Genomic DNA, 17,763 nt, shown 5'->3' on the forward strand with positions numbered 1-17,763 from the left:
TCCTCGGCCGGGCCGCCGCGCTCCGCCCCCAGGGCAGACGCCCGGCGGTACGGAGGCTCCGGGAACGGCGCCCGCCGTCGGGCCGAGCCGGCGGTCAGAGGGGCCGGCGTCCGCGGCGGCTGGGACGCCGGAAGCCCAGGGCGAACCTTCGCTCCGGAGTCCCGGCCATGCCTGCCCGCCAGTGCTGGTCGGCGGCCGAGATGAGCAGGTCCACCAGCCGGTCGGCAGCATCCGGCCGACCGTAGGAGCACGTCCGCTCGGCCACAACTCACCGCCCCGCGAACGCATAGGAAGTCGGGCCCGCCGACTTCCTATGCGGAGGCCCACCAGGTCGAGGGGGATGCGACCGTGTAGCCCAGCGACTCGTACAGGGGCCGGCCCAGCTTGGAGGCGGTGAGGGTGGCGGGGAGGTCCGTGGCGTGGGCGAGGGCGCCGAGCATGACGGCGCGGCCGACGCCGCGGGAGCGGAAGGCGGAGGAGGTGGCGATCCAGTAGTGGCTGGCGACGCCGTCGGCCACGACGCTCACGCCGGCGCCCGCGGTCGCGCCGTCGGCCGAGGCGACGAAGACGTCCACGCCCGGCTGTTCGATCAGGCTCGTCGGGAAGAGTTCGCCGGGGCGGTGGGGCTCGAAACCGTCCAGTTCGAAGGCCTTGATCACGATCCGCTCGGCCGCCCGGAGGCCGTCGGGCCGCTGGACCCGGCTCACGGAAAGCGCCGGGGCGTCGACGGGACCGGGCAGGCGCAGCATGACCGGCATCTGCCAGGTGCGCAGGCCCAGGTGGCTCAGCTCCGTCGAGCTGAACGGATCCTCGACGATCACCGGACCCGCGGCGCGGCGGACCAGTTCGCCCACCTCGGTCACCTCGCCCGGGTCGAGGTCGGGCTCCTGGACCAGGATGCGCAGGCCCGCACGCTCGTCGCCGGCGACGGCGAGGAATCCGCGGCGCCGGATCACCTCGTGGCCCCGGGACACGCCGGTGGCGGTCCAGAAGGCGGCGGAGTTGCGGGCCTGGAGCGTCGGGGCCTCGGCCAGGAGGGTGGGCTGGTCGATCGACCTGGATTCCGTAGTCATCGGGGCCACGGTAGTACGAAACTGACGCTTTGACACGGGGTGATCAACTGCGGTTCGGCCGGGCCGGCGCGGAGCGTTGCCACGTCGGCCCGGCCGGGACGGTCAGAGCTGGCTGACCCAGTACGGCTCGACGGTCATCCAGCCGTTGCCGCGGGCGCCGTTGAGGCGGCCGGTGCTGGTGCGGGCCAGGGTGTACCAGGAGTCGACGTAGTCCGGGTCGTCGACCCACCAGGACGCGGGCAGCGCGTCCAGGACGGCGTTGACCAGCGGGATGTAGGCGCCCTGGTCGGCGATGGTGAGCAGGACGGCCGCGACGGCCTTGGCGAGGGCCAGGTAGTTGGTGTCGCCGTCGTCCTCCATCAGGACGACGTCGGCCAGGTTGTACTTGTAGTTCGACCAGTTCACCAGGATCTGGTTCGGGTAATACACGGTGCCGTCGTACTGGAGGTACGGCATGGCGACCGAGTCGACCCTGACCTTGCCGTCCAGGCCGAAGCCGGTCACCAGGCTGAACATCTCGGCGGCGCCCTTGAACCAGGGCTCCTCGTCGTCGTTCACCTCGACGGAGGTGATCTTGGTGCCCCACCAGCCGGACGCGGCCTGCGTGGCGGAGCCGAGGCCATGGGCGGCCAACTCCCGCTGGAGCAGCTCGACTCCGGCCGCGGCCGTCTTGGCCGTGTCGATGTCGACCAGGTAGACCGGGCGGGTGGGCACGGTGGCGGTGTCGAGGCCGAGGGCCCGCCCGGCGGTGTCGTAGGCGCGGACGGTGCGGGCGTGCTCGTCGGTGGCGGCGATGGCCACCAGCGGCGCGGCGCCCGCGTCGAGGGCGGCCCGCATCGAGGGGTCGGCCAGCTGGACGCGCAGCAGCGGGCCGAGGCCGGCGCCGAGGCCCTTGGCGGCGGCGACGCCGCGGTCCGCCTCGGCGGTGGCGGCGGCGAGGCCCGGGGTCCCGGCGGCCAGCGGGGCGAGGGCGGCGGTGCCGCCGGGCGCGGCGGCGGTGGCGGTGCGCAGCCGCTCGCGCAGGGCGGGGTCGGCGAGGGAGGCCGCCAGGGTGCGGGCGACCCCGTCCTCGATGGCGGACACCTGGGAGGTGACGGCGGGGGCGGCCGGAGGGGCGGCCGGGACGGCCACCGCCTGGCCCGCGCCGAGCGCGAACAGGGGCAGGGCCGTGAGCGCGACGACGGCGCGTCGTACGCGGGAGTGGGACATGAGGGTTCTCCAGGCTCGTCGGGTGAGGCGTCGGAGCTTTGGTGCGGACCGGCGCCGCGATCAAGAAACGACGGCGCCATGACAAGTGAAGGGGTTCCCTGACCCGGTATCAACCCCTGGTGCCACAAAGGCCGACGAGGACCCCTACACCGGCTCACCCGCCGCCGGAGAAGCCCCCGCCGGAATTGGCCGAGCCCGAGCCGCCGTAGACCCAGCCGCCGGAGGGGGGCCGGGGCTCGGGGCGGACGCGCCGCTCGGTGCGGCGCAGGACGGGGACGCCGGCCGGGCCGAGCAGGTCCTTCAGTGCGCGGTGGAGCGCGTCGGCGTCGGTGCCCTTCGGCGCCCGGCGCCGGCCGCCGTCGGCGCCGGTCGCGACCACGACCGTGATGTCGAGGGTGCTCACGGCCGGTTCAGGGTCGCCCTCGTAGGGCTCCTCCACGCTCTCGTCCAGCTGGATGCGCCGCAGGCCGGAGATCGGGGTCCAGGCGTCGGCGCGGGCTCCCCGGACGAAGCGCAGTTCGGTCGGGGCCCCGGCCGGGGCGAACTGCACCCGGCGGGGCGCCCGCAGCTCGGCAGCCGCGACGAACGGCCACAGAACCAGCGCGGCGGCCACCCACAGCACCGCACAGACCGTCGCCGCGCCCACGAGGGTGGCGCCGACGATCACGGCGACCGTCACGAGCAGCACGCCGAGGGGCAGGAAGGCGAGGCCCACGGCGAGCAGGACGACGAGTTGGCGCAGCACCAGGAGCACGGCGGCGGGCCAGGAGCCCCCACCCGACTCGAACACCAGGTCGACGGTGGCGCCGTCACGACCGCGCCGGATCAGCCCATCGGCAGACATACCCGCCAGGCTAGGACCACCCACCGCCGCCGGAAAGACCCCGGGCGAAGCCTCGACGAGGCTGCACCCGGGGCCGATTGACGGTGCCTCAGTGAGCGGCGGCCTCCCAGTCGGCGCCCACGCCGACCGAGACGTCGAGCGGGGCGCGCAGCGGGTAGGCGCCGGCCATCTGCTCGCGGACGATCGCCTCGACCGGCTCGCGCTCGCCCGGCGCCAGCTCCAGCACGATTTCGTCGTGCACCTGGAGCAGCATCCGGGACGAAAGCCCGGCCGCGCGCAGCGCCTCGTCGACCCCGAGCATGGCGATCTTGACGATGTCGGCGGCCGAGCCCTGGATGGGGGCGTTGAGGGCCATCCGCTCGGCCATCTCGCGGCGCTGGCGGTTGTCGCTGTTGAGGTCCGGCAGGTAGCGGCGGCGGCCGAGCAGGGTCTCGGTGTAGCCGGTGGCGCGGGCCTCCTCGACCACCCGGTGCAGGTAGTCGCGCACGCCGCCGAACCGCTCGAAGTAGGTGTCCATCAGACCCTGGGCCTCGGCGGGCTTGATGCCGAGCTGCTGGGAGAGCCCGTAGGCGGAGAGGCCGTAGGCGAGGCCGTAGGACATTGCCTTGATCTTGCGGCGCATCTCGGCGTCGACCGCGCCGCCCGGCACCTCGAAGACCTGGGAGGCGACGGTGGTGTGCAGGTCCTCGCCGCTGGCGAAGGCCTCGATCAGCGCCGCGTCCTCGGAGAGGTGGGCCATGATCCGCAGTTCGATCTGCGAGTAGTCGGCGGTGAGCAGCGACTCGTAGCCCTCGCCGACGACGAAGGCGCGGCGGATCATCCGGCCCTCCTCGGTGCGGACCGGGATGTTCTGCAGGTTCGGGTCCTGCGAGGAGAGCCGGCCGGTGGCGGCGACCATCTGGTTGAAGGTGGTGTGGATGCGCCCGGCCGGGGAGACCGTCTTGAGCAGGCCCTCGACCGTGGTGCGCAGCTTGGCCTGGTCGCGGTGGCGCAGCAGGATGACCGGCAGCTCGTTGTCGGTCTGGGTGGCGAGCCAGGTGAGCGCGTCGGCGTCGGTGGTGTACCCGGTCTTGATCTTCTTGGTCTTCGGCAGGGCCAGCTCGCCGAAGAGGATCTCCTGGAGCTGCTTGGGCGAGCCGAGGTTGAACTCGTGGCCGGCCGCGGCGTGCGCCTCCTCGACCACGCGCTGGATCTCGGCGGCGAACTGCGCCTCCAGGCCGGTGAGCCAGCCGCGGTCGGCGGCGATGCCGGTGCGCTCCATGCGGGCGAGCAGGGCGGCGATCGGCAGCTCCATGTCGCGCAGCAGCTCGGTGGCGCCGACCTCGGCGAGGCGGGTGTCGAAGAGCGCGGCGAGGTCGAGCACGGCGCGGGCCTGGAGCATCAGCGCCTGGGCGTGCGCGGCCGGGTCCTCCTCCGGGGCGTCGAAGGCGAGCTGGCCGGACTCGGCGGCGGGGGCCGGGGCGAGCGAGCGGCCCAGGTACTCCTCGGCGAGCACCTCCAGGGTGAAGGTGCGCCGGCCGGGCTTCTCCAGGTAGGCGGCGAGGGCGGTGTCGGCGACGACTCCCTCGACCGTCCAGCCGCGCTCGGCGAAGGCGCGCATGACCTGCTTGGCGATGTGCAGGGCCTTGGGCGCGGCCGGGTCGGCCAGCCAGGCGGCGAAGGCGCGCTCGTCCTCCTCGGCGAGCAGCGCCGGGTCGAACCAGGCGGCGGTCTCTCCGGCGGCGAGGGCGACCTCGGTGACCTCGCCGCTGCCGAGCGCCCACTGGTAGACGGCGGCCAGCGCGACCGGGGACTTCTCCGCGGTGTGCTCCCGCAGCCAGGCGGCGAGGGTGCCGGGGTCGGTGAGCAGTTCGCCGTCGACCTCGACGCCGGGGGCGAGTTCGGCGGCCTCGGGCTCGGCGGCGGCCGGGTCGATGCCGAAGACCCGGTCGCGGAAGTTGGCGTTGCGGAACTCCAGCGACTCCATCAGCGCGCCGACGGCCGGCTGGTCGAACGGCGCGCGGACCAGGTCGCCGACGCCGAGCGGGAGTTCGACGTCACGGACCAGCTCGGTGAGGACGCGGTTGCGCTTGACCGAGTCGAGGTGCTCGCGCAGCTTCTCGCCGATCTTGCCCTTGACCTCGTCGGCGCGGGCGACCAGCTCCTCGAAGGAGCCGAACTGGTTGACCCACTTGGCGGCGGTCTTCTCGCCGACGCCGGGGATGCCGGGCAGGTTGTCGGACGGGTCGCCGCGCAGCGCGGCGAGGTCGGGGTACTGGCGGGGGGTGACGCCGTACTTCTCGGCGACCTTCTCCGGGGTGTAGCGGGTCAGCTCGGAGACGCCCTTGGTCGGGTAGAGCACGGTGATGTGCTCGCTGACCAGCTGGAGCGAGTCGCGGTCGCCGGTGACGATGTCGACGTCGAAGCCGGCCGCCTCGGCGGCGGTGGCCAGGGTGGCGATGATGTCGTCGGCCTCGAAGCCCTCGGCGGTCAGCCGCGGCACGTTCATGGCGTCGAGCAGCTCGCCGATCAGGCCGACCTGGCTGCGGAACTCGTCCGGGGTCTTGGCCCGGTTGGCCTTGTAGTCGGGGAACTCGACCGAGCGGAAGGTCTGCCGGGAGAGGTCGAAGGCGACCGCGAGGTGGGTGGGGGCCTCGTCGCGGACGGTGTTGGCGAGCATCGAGGCGAAGCCGTACACCGCGTTGGTGGGCTGGCCGGTGGAGGTGTTGAAGTTCTCCACGGGCAGCGCGTAGAACGCCCGGTAGGCCATGGAGTGCCCGTCGAGCAGCATCAGGCGGGGCCGCGATCCGGCTCCGCCGCCACCCGGCGCGCCCTTGTCCGTACTCTGCGTAGCCACGTCAACGTCCGTTCCTGCCGATTCCACTACCGGCCACCGATCCTAGGGCCCGCCACCGACAAAAGGGGCATGCCGGGGGCGGGCGCCCCCGGGTGCGCTCACGCCCCGGACACCACGCCCGCTTCCCCCGCCACCGCCCCTACCGCCGAGTAGGACGGTCGTACGATCACAGGCAGCACGACGACGTGACCCCCGAGCGGCAGGAGTTCCCCCATGACCGACCCGGCCTCCGACGCGGCCACCGCCCCCTCCGGCGCGGCCCTCGACCCGACCGCCGACGCGACCCCGACCGCCGGCGCGGCCGCGGGCGGCGCCGCCCAGGCCCCCCTCCTGGACGTCTCGCCGGAGATGCTGGAGCACTTCGCCAAGCTCGGCGTGGAGCCGGCCACCTTCTCCGGCGGCCTGCTCGGCGAGAAGCTGGGCATCCGGATCGTCGAGGCCTCCGGCGACCGGGTGGTCGGCACCATGCCGGTGGACGGCAACCAGCAGCCGTACGGCCTGCTGCACGGCGGCGCCTCGGCGGCGCTGGCCGAGACGCTGGGCTCGGTCGGCGCGATGCTGCACGCCGGCCCGGGCCGGTACGCGGTGGGCGTGGACCTGAACGCCACCCACCACCGCTCGGCCACCTCCGGTCTGGTCACCGGCGTGGCGACCGCGGTCTTCAAGGGCCGTACGGCCGCGACCTACGAGATCGCGATCACCGACGACACCGGCAAGCGGGTCACCAGCTGCCGCCTCACCTGCATGCTGCGCGACCTCTGAGCCGATTCTTCGTCAAATCCCTTGCCCGCCCCCTTGTTTGACCTTCGACCGCCCTGGGCAGTCGTTGGTCTGGACAAGGGGGCGGCGGCGTATCGGGGCATTTCGGGCGGTGTAACACTGCGTAACAAGTAGGACATCCAAGCAACGGAGAGTTCCCGGGGGTCGAACCGGACGAAAGCAGCTCACCGGCACCACCACTGTCCGATATTCGAACGCCCACGCCCGGCGCCAACAGCCCGGACGACCCTGTCCGATTATCGGCGAGGCCAGGAGTCACCTGCCCTTCTACGCCTTACATAGGGCGAGTTGAGAACGGAACCCCAGCTACCAACGGATCGATCGGACCGGAACGACCACATGGTGAGACGACTTCTCTGTGTGCTCATAACAAGAGAATCACAGCCTCGCTACACCACTGCCCGAGCCGCCGACCGGCAACTAGTGTCACGGCCAGTCACCGCGCCACCGGAATGGGCCAGGCCCACCGCGCATCCAGGCTCCCGCCGTTCAGGCGCGGCGCCCTCCTGAACCGAAGGGGACCCTCGTGCGTCATCGTTCAGCAGTTGTCGTGAGCATTGCCGTGATCGGCGCCCTCACCCTCACCGCGTGCGGTTCCCGCGACGACAAGAAGTCCGGGGACAGCGGCAAGGGCGGCGACACCACCGTCTTCATCGGCGTCGACGCCCCGCTCACCGGCGACCTCTCCGCCCTCGGCGCCGGCATCCGCAACTCCGTGGACCTCGCCATCCGGCAGGCCAACGAGAAGAACGAGGTCCCCGGGGTCAAGTTCCAGCTCAAGGCCCTCGACGACACCGGCAAGCCCGCCCCCGGCCAGCAGAACGCCACCCAGCTGGTCGGCGACAAGGACGTCATCGGCGTCGTCGGCCCGCTCAACTCCAGCGTCGCGCAGTCGATGCAGCAGATCTTCAACGACGCCAAGCTCGTCCAGATCTCCCCCGCCAACACCGGCGTCGCCCTCAGCCAGGGCGAGAAGTGGGCCAGCGGCGAGAAGTCCCGCCCCTTCAAGACCTACTTCCGCACCGCCACCACCGACGCCGTCCAGGGCCCCTTCGCCGCCGACTTCCTGGTCAAGGACGCCAAGAAGACCAAGGTCTTCATCATCGACGACCAGAAGACCTACGGCGCCGGCCTCGCCGCCACCTTCAAGGCCCAGTTCCTCAAGAACGGCGGCCAGATCGCCGGCGAGGAGCACGTCAACCCCGACGACCGCGACTTCGCCGCCGTCGTCACCAAGGTCAAGTCCTCCGGCGCCGAAGCCGTCTACTACGGCGGCGAGTACCCCGCGGCCGGCCCGCTCTCCCTCCAGCTCAAGGACGCCGGCGTCACCATCCCGCTGATGGGCGGCGACGGCATCCAGAGCGGCGACTTCATCAAGCTCAACCCCAAGAGCCAGGGCGACTTCGCCACCGCCGTCGGCCTGCCCGTCGAACAGCTCCCCACCGCCGCCAAGTTCATCGCCGACTACAAGGCCGCCGGCTTCAAGGACGCCTACGAGACCTACGGCGGCTACTCCTACGACAGCGCCTGGGCCGTCATCCAGGGCGTCAAGGCCGTCGCCGCCGCCAACGGCGGCAAGCTCCCCACCGACGCCCGCGCCAAGGTCGTCGAGGCCGTCCAGAAGGTCTCCTTCGAGGGCGTCACCGGCAAGGTCTCCTTCGACGAGTACGGCGACACCACCAACAAGCAGCTCACCGTCTACACCGTCAAGGACGGCAAGTGGGCCGTGGAGAAGTCCGGCACGTTCAACGGCTGAACCGCCACCTGACCCAGCGTCAGGCGCACCACAGCACGCCGGAAACACCGCGCGCGGGGGACGCCACGAGCGCCCCCGCGCGCACCCACATCCACCACCCACGCGGACACCCCACACGCACAACGGAGGCCCAGCGGTGCACGACCTACCGCAGCAGCTGGCCAACGGCCTGATCCTCGGCGCCCTCTACGGGCTCGTCGCGATCGGCTACACGATGGTCTACGGCATCGTCCAGCTCATCAACTTCGCCCACGGCGAGATCGTCATGGTCGGCGGCTTCGGCGCCCTGACCGCCTACCTCGCCCTCCCCGGCGGCACCACCCTGTGGCTGGCCCTACCGCTGATGCTGCTCGCCGGCATCCTGGTCTCCACCCTCACCGCCGTCGCCGCCGAGCGCTTCGCCTACCGGCCCCTGCGCACGGCCCCCCGGCTCGCCCCGCTGATCACCGCGATCGGCCTGTCCATCCTCCTCCAGCAACTGGTCTTCGCCTTCTACCCCGACGCCAAGAAGGCCCGGGTCTTCCCCAAGATCCCCGGCGACCCCTTCGAAATCGGCTCCGTCGCCATCCAGCGCAGCGACCTCTTCCTGATCGCCGCCGCCCCGCTCTGCATGATCGCCCTCGGCTGGTTCGTCACCCGCACCCGCTCCGGCCGCGCCATGCAGGCCACCAGCCAGGACCCCGACACCGCCAAACTGATGGGCATCGACACCGACCGGATCATCGTCATGGCCTTCGCCATCGGCGCCGCCTTCGCCGCCGTCGCCGCCGTCGCCTACGGCCTGCGCAGCGGCCAGGTCGACTTCCGAATGGGCTTCCTGCTCGGCCTCAAAGCCTTCACCGCCGCCGTCCTCGGCGGCATCGGCAACATCTACGGCGCCATGCTCGGCGGCATCACCCTCGGCCTCGCCGAAGCCCTCGCCACCGGCTACATCCAACACCTGCCCGGCATGCACCTCTTCGGAGGCGGCGCCTGGAAGGACGTCTGGGCCTTCGTACTCCTCATCGTCGTCCTGCTGGTCCGGCCCCAGGGCCTGCTCGGCGAGCGCGTCGCGGACAGGGCGTGAGCACCATGACCACCACCAGCACCGAAACCACCCCGGTCATCCCCCTGCCCGGCCACACCGCCGCCCTCCTCACCGGCCTCGGCGCCCTCGCCGTCACCGCCTCCTCCCTGATGGCCTGGACCTGGACCGCCGACTACCCCGGCGACCTCACCTACTACGGCTCCCCCGCCGGCCTCCAATGGCTCGCCCTCGCCGCCGGACTCATCACCCTCCTGCTGCTCCTCGCCACCCAGGGCGTCCCCGGCCTGCGCTGGGCCGCCCCCCGCCACAGCCACAACGCCGTCCTCTTCGCCGCCACCGGCTCCCTCGCCGTCGGCTGGTTCTCCGCGATCTCCATCGCCACCGACCTCGGCGGCCTCGCCAACCTCGAACCCGGCGCCCTGGTCCTCGCCGCCGGCTCCCTGCTCGCCGTCGCCGGCGCCCTCGGCCTGCCGCTCGACCGGCGCACCGCCGTCCCGCTGCGCATCCTCGACAAGCGGCTCTTCCTGCTCGTCCCCGCCGCCCCCATCGCCTGGTTCGCCACCCACGCCATCCCCGAGGACAAGCCGGTCGCCCCCGTGCTCACCGCCCTCGCCGGCGCACTCGCCATCGCCACCGGCGCCGTCCTGCTCGTCCAACTCGGCCACCTCGCCAACAGCTGGCTGCGGCTCGGCACCGTCCAGCGCCCACTGCCCGCCGCCCGCGAACTGCCGTCCTGGGCCGAGGTCGGACTCATCGTCATCGCCTTCGCCGTCGGCCTGTTCGCCATCACCTTCGGCATCGACACCGAGTACGGCGAACTCTTCACCGGCTACCTGCTGCTCGCCGCCTCCGTCGTCGCCGCACTCGGCCGCTCCGGCCTGATCGCCCGGCTGCGCGCGCTGACCGTCAAGTACCAGGCCGTCACCACCGGCGCCGCCTTCGCCGCCGCCGCCAGCTTCCCCTTCACCCAGACCAGCGACCAGTACACCTCGGTCGCCACCAACATCCTGATCTTCGCCACCGTCGCCCTCGGCCTCAACATCGTCGTCGGCCTCGCCGGCCTGCTCGACCTCGGCTACGTCGCCTTCCTCGGCGTCGGCGCCTACAGCGCCGCCCTGGTCTCCGGCTCCCCCGCCTCCCCGATCCACGTCCAGTTCCCGTTCTGGGCCGCCATGCTCACCGGCGCCGCCGTCTCCATGGTCTTCGGCGTCGTCATCGGCGCCCCCACCCTGCGACTGCGCGGCGACTACCTCGCCATCGTCACCCTCGGCTTCGGCGAGATCTTCCGCATCACCATGCTCAACCTCAACGGCACCACCGGCCCCAAGGTCACCAACGGCTCCAACGGCATCCCCCGGATCCCCGACCTCAAGATCCTCGGCTGGGACCTCGGCAAGCCCACCACCGTCTTCGGCGTCGAACTCGGCCGGTTCTCCAACTACTACCTGCTGATGCTGCTCGTCACCGCCCTCGTCGTGCTGGTCTTCGCCCGCGTCGGCAACTCCCGCATCGGCCGCGCCTGGGTCGCCATCCGCGAGGACGAGACCGCCGCCGAGGCCATGGGCATCAACGGCTTCCGCCTCAAACTCCTCGCCTTCGCCCTCGGCGCCTGCCTCGCCGGCCTCGCCGGCACCGTCCAGGCCCACGTCAGCTACACCGTCACCCCCGACCAGTACACCTTCGCCGAAGCCCTCCCGCCCAACTCCGCCTTCCTGCTCGCCGCCGTCATCCTCGGCGGCATGGGCACCATCAGCGGCCCCCTGGCCGGCGCCACCCTCCTCTTCCTCATCCCGAAGAAGCTGGAATTCCTCGCCGACTACCAACTGCTCGCCTTCGGCATCGCCCTCATCGTCCTGATGCGGGTGCGCCCCGAGGGCCTCATCCCCAACCGGCGCCAGCAGCTGGAGTTCCACGAAGCCGCCATCCCCGCACAGCCCACCGGCGACGGCGTCGCCCTCACCAAGGCAGGGGCGTGACCCCCAGATGACCACCACCAGCGCCCCCGCACCCGCCGCCCCCGCCCCCGGCCCCGGCCCCGCCGCACCCCTGCTCGACGTCTCCGGCGTCACCATGCGCTTCGGCGGCCTCACCGCCGTCAACAACGTCTCGCTCACCGTCGGCCGCGGCGAGATCATCGGCCTCATCGGCCCCAACGGCGCCGGCAAGACCACCTTCTTCAACTGCCTCACCGGCCTCTACGTCCCCACCGAGGGCACCGTCACCTACCAGGGCACCGTCCTGCCACCCAAACCCCACCTGGTCACCCAGGCCGGCATCGCCCGCACCTTCCAGAACATCCGGCTCTTCGCCAACATGACCGTCCTCGAGAACGTCCAGGTCGGCCGGCACAGCCGGATGCACCAAGGCCTGCTCTCCGCCGTCCTGCGCGGCCCCGGCTACCGCCGCTCCGAAGCCGAGAGCCGCGAGAAAGCCCTGGAACTCCTCGAGTTCACCGGCCTCGCCGGCAAGGCCGACCACCTCGCCCGCAACCTCCCCTACGGCGAGCAGCGCAAGCTCGAGATCGCCCGCGCCCTCGCCTCCGACCCCGGCCTGCTGCTCCTCGACGAGCCCACCGCCGGCATGAACCCCCAGGAGACCCGCGCCGCCGAGGAACTCGTCTTCGCCATCCGCGACCGGGGCGTCTCCGTCCTCGTCATCGAGCACGACATGCGGTTCATCTTCAACCTCTGCGACCGCACCGCCGTGCTCGTCCAGGGCCAGAAGATCGTCGAGGGCGACCGCGAGACCGTCCAGAACGACGAACGCGTCATCACCGCCTACCTCGGCGCCCCGCTCGAAGGCACCACCCCCGTTACGGAGACCGACCAGTGACCGCACTCCTCGAGGTCCAGGACCTCCGCGTCGCCTACGGCAAGATCGAGGCCGTCAAGGGCATCAGCTTCACCGTCAACCAGGGCGAGGTCACCACCCTGATCGGCACCAACGGCGCCGGCAAGACCACCACCCTGCGCACCCTCTCCGGCCTGCTCAAGCCCACCGCCGGCAGCATCACCTTCGACGGGCAGCCGATCGACGCCGTCCCCGCCCACAAGATCGTCGCCCTCGGCCTCGCCCACTCCCCCGAGGGCCGCCACATCTTCCCGCGGATGACCATCGAGGAGAACCTCCTCCTCGGCGCCTTCCTGCGCAGCGACAGCGAGGGCATCACCCAGGACGTCGAACGGGCCTACGGCCTCTTCCCCATCCTCGGCGAACGCCGCAAGCAGGCCGCCGGCACGCTCTCCGGCGGCGAGCAGCAGATGCTCGCCATGGGCCGGGCCCTGATGTCCCGCCCCAAGCTGCTCATGCTCGACGAGCCCTCGATGGGCCTCTCGCCGCTGATGATGCAGAAGATCATGGCGACCATCGTCGAACTCAAGGCCGAAGGCACCACCATCCTGCTGGTCGAGCAGAACGCCCAGGCCGCGCTCTCCCTCTCCGACCGCGGCTACGTCATGGAGACCGGCAGCATCGTCCTCCAGGGCACCGGCGCCGACCTCCTGCACGACGAATCGGTGCGCAAGGCCTACCTCGGCGAGGACTGACCCCCGCACGGCGAAGGGCCCGGCACACCCCGTGCCGGGCCCTTCCGCAGCCTCGCTACTCCGCGCCGCCCGCGGCCTCCTCGGCCTTCTTGCGGTCCTGCGCGGCGCCCTCCTCGATGACCGCCTCGGCCACCGCCGCCATCGTCATCCGGCGGTCCATCGAGGTCTTCTGGATCCACCGGAAGGCGGCCGGCTCGTTCAGCCCGAACTTGGTCTGCAGCACGCTCTTCGCCCGGTCCACCAGCTTCCGGGTCTCCAGCCGCTGGGTGAGATCCGCGATCTCCTCCTCCAGCGTCCGCATCTCCGTGTACCGGGACACCGCCATCTCGATCGCGGGCACCAGGTCGCTCTTGGAGAACGGCTTGACGATGTACGCCATCGCCCCCGCGTCCCGCGCCCGGTCCACCAGCTCCCGCTGCGAGAACGCGGTCAGCATCAGCACCGGCGCCAAGTGCTGCTCATGGATCTGCTCGGCGGCGGACAGCCCGTCCAGCACCGGCATCTTCACGTCCAGGATCGCCAGGTCCGGCTTCAGCTCCTGCACCAGCCGGACCGCCGTGGCCCCGTCCCCGGCCTCCCCGACGACGGTGTACCCCTCCTCCTCCAGCATCTCCTTCAGATCGAGGCGGATCAGCGCCTCGTCCTCGGCGATCACAATCCGGGTGATCTGGGGCGAATCGGTCTCAAGCGGCTCGGCCTGCTCGTCGGCGGTGCTCACGGGGCTCCTCGTTCCGGCGGGGTACTGCATGCACGAGGGTACCTAGACACGGTATGTTTGAGTTCACGCAGGGTCGGAGCCAACCTTCGAAACTGTGGATGCCCCGGTAGCCCAGTGGTGAGAGGCACGGCGCTCAAACCGCCGACAGCGTGGGTTCGAATCCCACCCGGGGTACTTTTCCTTCGATTCCAAAGCCACTTAGGGCACCCTGACGGTTGGCGATCTTCATTCGTTCGAGTGGAAACAATTCCGTCCGCCCGCGCATTCGGCGCAAGGGTTCGAAGATCGCCCGTATGGCCGTTCGATCCACTCGCGAAGAAGCCGTCCGCCTCCTTCGCCAGGGCGTCCGCAACTGCGAAGTCGCCCGCCGCCTCGGAGTCCCCTCGGGCACCATCGGAGCCTGGAAGCACCACGACCTCGCCAGACACGGCAAGCTCCCCGGTCGAAAGCGCTCCGCCTGCCTGCACTGCCACGGCGACCGACTCAACCGTCCCGCGTACGCCTACCTCCTGGGTCTCTACCTCGGCGACGGCTACATCCTGCTGCCCAACGAATGCCGTAGGACCCAGAGTCTTCAGATCACATGTGACGAGAAGTGGCCGGGCATCATCGACTCCGTCGAGCAGGCCATCTGCCAGGTCCTCCCGAACAACACGCCCTGCCGGGTCCGGCGCACGGGCTGTCGCGATGTCAAGGTCTACTCGAATCACCTGACCTGCTACTTCCCCCAGCACGGCCCCGGCAAGAAGCACGAGCGCACCATAGCCCTGAAGCCGTGGCAGCAGGAGATCGTCGACGCCCACCCGTGGGAGTTCCTGCGCGGCCTGATCCACTCCGACGGCTGCCGCATCACCAACTGGACGACCCGCACCGTCGGCGGCGTCGAGAAGCGCTACGAGTACCCGCGCTACTTCTTCACCAACACCTCGACCGACATCGTCCGCCTCTTCACCAACACGCTCGACGCCGTTGGCGTGCAGTGGAAGTCCGTTACCCGCCCCACGGGCAGCATGAACGTCTCCGTGGCCCGCAAGGAGTCCGTGGCGCTCATGGACGCCCACATCGGCCCCAAGTACTGACGGCGGCGCGCCCCCGCTGGAGGGCCGCGCCGCCGGAAGGGCTCAGTCGTCCAGGGTCCCCACATGGTGGACGCGGACGAGATTGGTGGAACCGGCGAGGCCGGGCGGGGAGCCGGCGGTGATGACGACGATGTCGCCCTTCTGGCAGCGGCCGAGGGAGAGCAGGGCGGCGTCGACCTGCTCGACCATCTCGTCGGTGGTGGGCGCGAACGGGCCGAGGAAGGTCTCCACGCCCCAGGTGAGGGCGAGTTGGCTGCGGACGGCCGGTTCGTAGGTGAAGGCCAGGACGGGAATCGGCGAGCGGTAGCGGGTCAGCCGGCGGGCCGTGTCGCCGGACTGGGTGAAGGCGACCAGGTACTTGGCGTGCAGGAAGTCGCCGATCTCCGCGGCCGCCCGGGCGACGGCGCCGCCCTGGGTGCGGGGCTTGTTGCTCGGGGTGAGCGGGGGCAGTCCGTCGGCGAGGATGTCCTGCTCGGCGGCCTCGATGATCCGGCCCATCGTGCGGACCGTCTCGGACGGGTACTTCCCGACCGAGGTCTCGCCGGAGAGCATCACCGCGTCGGTGCCGTCCAGGACGGCGTTGGCGACGTCGGAGGCCTCGGCGCGGGTGGGCCGCGAGGAGTTGATCATCGAGTCGAGCATCTGGGTCGCCACGATGACCGGCTTGGCGTTCCGCCGGGCGAGCTTGACCGCCCGCTTCTGGACCATCGGCACCTGCTCCAGCGGCATCTCCACCCCGAGGTCGCCGCGGGCCACCATGACCCCGTCGAAGCGGTCGACGATGGAGTCGAGGTTCTGCACCGCCTGCGGCTTCTCGATCTTGGCGATGACCGGGACCCGGCGCCCCTCCTCGTCCATCACCCGGTGGACGTCCTCGACGTCCCGCCCGCTGCGGACGAAGGAGAGCGCGACCAGGTCGGCCCCGGCCCGCAGGGCCCAGCGCAGGTCGGCGATGTCCTTGTCGCTGAGCGCGGGCACCGAGACGGCGACCCCGGGGAGGTTGAGGCCCTTGTGGTCGGAGACCAGGCCTCCCTCGACGACGACGCAGCGGACCCGCGGTCCGTCCACCCCGACGACCTCCAGGGTGACCCGTCCGTCGTCGACGAGGATCCGCTCGCCGGCGGTGACGTCCCCGGCCAGCCCGGGGTAGGTGGTGCCGCAGCCGTTCTGGTCTCCCCCGACGCCGTTGTCGGTGGAGATGGTGAACTCGTCGCCGCGTTCGAGAAGTACCGGACCCTCCGTGAAGGTCCCGAGGCGGATCTTCGGGCCTTGAAGGTCGACGAGCACGCCGACGCTGCGGCCCGTCTCGTCCGCGGCCTTGCGGACCCGGCGGTAGCGCTCCTCGTGCTCGATGTGGGAGCCGTGGCTCAGATTCAGTCGGGCGATGTCCATCCCGGCGTCGACCAGGGACTTGATCTGGTCGTAGGTGTCGGTGGCGGGCCCGAGGGTACAGACGATTTTTGCTCGGCGCATACTGCTGAGAGTAGGCATTACCGGCGCGTAACGACGATGCGGGTCCGGACAACAGGATGGCCGTTGCCGTAAGGAGAGTTGAACAATCTGACACAACGTCGGACCGGTGTGCGAGAGGTCCCCCGGAGTCGTCCGCGCCCGTCGCCCGATGCGATTCCGTGAAGGTGTGTTCACCCCTGGTTCACCGTCACTTCCGCCATCGCTCGCGGTGCGGCGGGACGCTCGTCACCCCGGTGCGATGCCGGGGTCCGGAAGTGGTTCCGACGAGGGGGAAGCGTCCGGCATGAAACGCGGTGTGGTCGGGGTCCTGGTGCTGCTGCTGATGGCCGGCGGCGTGGTGTGGTGGCTGGTGAAACCGGGGGGCGGGGATACCGGCGGCACGACCGGCGGCACGACCGGGCAGCCGAATCCCACGAAGGTCGTGAAGGTCACCGGCACGGTCGGCTCCGAGAAGAAAGCGTTCTTCGAGGACCCCAAGGTCAAGGAGGAACTGCGCCGGCAGGGGCTGGAGGTGAGCGCCCAGAGCGCCGGCTCCTGGCAGATGAACGACGTCAAGGACGACGCCGCGACCGACTTCGCCTTCCCGGCCAGCCTGCCGCCGGCCGAGGCGATCCAGAAGGCGCGCGGCATCACCGCCACGCCGGTCCGGCCGTTCTACTCGCCGCTGGTCGTGCTCGCCTACAAGGACACGGCCGAGATCCTCAGGAACAACGGCCTGGCGGCGCGCACCGATGCCAAGGTCTGGACGCTCACGACGGACAAGTTCATCGGCGCGCTCATGGAGGGCCGCACGTGGGAGCAGCTCGCCCCGCAGAACAGGCCCTCGGAGCTTGCGGGGAAGATCTATCTGACCACCACCGATCCGGACACGTCCTCGTCCGGCGCGCTCTACATCGCGATGGCGTCCTACCTGCTGAACAACAAGGAGGCGGTGCAGGACGAGGCCACCGCCAAGCGGATCGGCACCAACCTGCATGAGCCGTTCAACCGGCAGGGCGGGATGCAGACCTCCACCGACCAGCCGTTCACGGACTTCACCTCCGGCACCGGCCGCCCGCTGGTGCTCGCCTACGAGTCCCAGGTGCTCGAACTGGCCGCCGGCGGCAACATGCCGGACAACATGGTGCTGCTCTACCCGGACACCGCGGTCATCTCCGACCATTCGCTCGTCGCGTTCACCGACAACGGGAAGAAGCTCGCCGACGTCCTCATGAAGGACGACAAGCTCCGTCAACTGGCGGTCGACCACGGCTTCCGGCCCGCCGCGCCGGCGTCGGGCGAATCCCCGTTCAAGGCGCACGTGGCCACGCTGAACACCCCCAGGAACGCCTTCGCGTTCGACCCCGATGTCAGCCACCTGCCGCTGGTCACGCTGCCCCGGCAGGAGATCCTGCTCAGCCTGATCAAGGCCACGAAGTGACGG

The 17,763-nt window shown here is 70.9% G+C and carries 14 protein-coding genes and 1 tRNA gene; 9 read left to right on the forward strand and 6 right to left on the reverse strand.

The features are described from left to right. Positions 1 to 311 precede the first annotated feature (311 nt). From ABTX81_RS13180 to polA, 4 genes are all read right to left on the reverse strand, one after another. Complete coding sequence (locus ABTX81_RS13180; protein ID WP_350543909.1) at positions 312 to 1,073, reverse strand: GNAT family N-acetyltransferase; 762 nt, start codon at positions 1,071 to 1,073, stop codon at positions 312 to 314. A gap of 102 nt (positions 1,074 to 1,175) precedes the next feature. Beyond that, positions 1,176 to 2,282 (reverse strand): DUF3103 family protein, encoded by a 1,107-nt coding sequence (locus ABTX81_RS13185; protein WP_350543911.1) that lies wholly within the window; start codon positions 2,280 to 2,282, stop codon positions 1,176 to 1,178. Between the two features lie 154 nt (positions 2,283 to 2,436). Continuing rightward, entirely contained in the window at positions 2,437 to 3,126 is a 690-nt protein-coding gene (locus ABTX81_RS13190; protein WP_350543913.1) for a hypothetical protein, read from the reverse strand. An 88-nt stretch (positions 3,127 to 3,214) separates the two neighbouring features. Then, complete coding sequence (polA, locus tag ABTX81_RS13195; RefSeq protein ID WP_350544153.1) at positions 3,215 to 5,896, reverse strand: DNA polymerase I; 2,682 nt, start codon at positions 5,894 to 5,896, stop codon at positions 3,215 to 3,217. Between the two features lie 414 nt (positions 5,897 to 6,310). Between polA and ABTX81_RS13200 the strand changes: the two genes are divergently transcribed. The 6 genes from ABTX81_RS13200 (at position 6,311) to ABTX81_RS13225 (ending at position 13,070) form a co-directional block, all read left to right on the forward strand. After that, positions 6,311 to 6,724, forward strand: a complete 414-nt coding sequence (locus tag ABTX81_RS13200) for a PaaI family thioesterase (RefSeq protein ID WP_350544155.1) — start codon at positions 6,311 to 6,313, stop codon at positions 6,722 to 6,724. Positions 6,725 to 7,268: 544 nt separating this feature from the next. Beyond that, positions 7,269 to 8,498, forward strand: coding sequence for a branched-chain amino acid ABC transporter substrate-binding protein (locus tag ABTX81_RS13205; RefSeq protein ID WP_350543916.1), 1,230 nt, complete (start codon positions 7,269 to 7,271; stop codon positions 8,496 to 8,498). A gap of 136 nt (positions 8,499 to 8,634) precedes the next feature. Further along, the gene (locus ABTX81_RS13210) at positions 8,635 to 9,564 is read left to right on the forward strand and encodes a branched-chain amino acid ABC transporter permease (RefSeq protein WP_350543919.1); all 930 of its coding nucleotides are present in this window, start codon (positions 8,635 to 8,637) and stop codon (positions 9,562 to 9,564) included. 5 nt (positions 9,565 to 9,569) lie between these two features. Continuing rightward, complete coding sequence (locus tag ABTX81_RS13215; protein WP_350544157.1) at positions 9,570 to 11,501, forward strand: branched-chain amino acid ABC transporter permease; 1,932 nt, start codon at positions 9,570 to 9,572, stop codon at positions 11,499 to 11,501. A 7-nt stretch (positions 11,502 to 11,508) separates the two neighbouring features. Next, positions 11,509 to 12,357: an ABC transporter ATP-binding protein gene (locus ABTX81_RS13220; protein WP_350543922.1), complete on the forward strand. Its 849-nt coding sequence runs from the start codon at positions 11,509 to 11,511 to the stop codon at positions 12,355 to 12,357. After that, entirely contained in the window at positions 12,354 to 13,070 is a 717-nt protein-coding gene (locus ABTX81_RS13225; protein ID WP_350543925.1) for an ABC transporter ATP-binding protein, read from the forward strand. The genes ABTX81_RS13220 and ABTX81_RS13225 overlap by 4 nt, the downstream gene beginning before the upstream one ends. A 55-nt stretch (positions 13,071 to 13,125) precedes the next feature. Here the strand turns inward: ABTX81_RS13225 and ABTX81_RS13230 are convergent, their stop codons facing one another. Then, the gene (locus ABTX81_RS13230) at positions 13,126 to 13,788 is read right to left on the reverse strand and encodes an ANTAR domain-containing response regulator (RefSeq protein ID WP_350543927.1); all 663 of its coding nucleotides are present in this window, start codon (positions 13,786 to 13,788) and stop codon (positions 13,126 to 13,128) included. Between the two features lie 100 nt (positions 13,789 to 13,888). Between ABTX81_RS13230 and ABTX81_RS13235 the strand changes: the two genes are divergently transcribed. Next, a tRNA-Leu gene (locus ABTX81_RS13235) sits at positions 13,889 to 13,962 on the forward strand. Positions 13,963 to 14,081: 119 nt separating this feature from the next. Then, on the forward strand, positions 14,082 to 14,867 hold the full coding sequence (locus tag ABTX81_RS13240) for a helix-turn-helix domain-containing protein (RefSeq protein WP_350543929.1): 786 nt from the start codon (positions 14,082 to 14,084) through the stop codon (positions 14,865 to 14,867). Positions 14,868 to 14,909: 42 nt separating this feature from the next. Here ABTX81_RS13240 and pyk read toward each other — a convergent pair whose 3' ends face one another. Continuing rightward, positions 14,910 to 16,340, reverse strand: coding sequence for a pyruvate kinase (gene pyk / locus ABTX81_RS13245; protein WP_350543932.1), 1,431 nt, complete (start codon positions 16,338 to 16,340; stop codon positions 14,910 to 14,912). A 283-nt stretch (positions 16,341 to 16,623) separates the two neighbouring features. Here pyk and ABTX81_RS13250 point away from each other — a divergent pair, with 283 nt between their 5' ends. Then, positions 16,624 to 17,760, forward strand: a complete 1,137-nt coding sequence (locus ABTX81_RS13250; RefSeq protein ID WP_350543935.1) for a hypothetical protein — start codon at positions 16,624 to 16,626, stop codon at positions 17,758 to 17,760. The last annotated feature ends 3 nt before the right edge of the window (positions 17,761 to 17,763 follow it).

This window comes from Kitasatospora sp. NPDC097605, from assembly GCF_040302725.1.
Lineage (GTDB): Bacteria > Actinomycetota > Actinomycetes > Streptomycetales > Streptomycetaceae > Kitasatospora.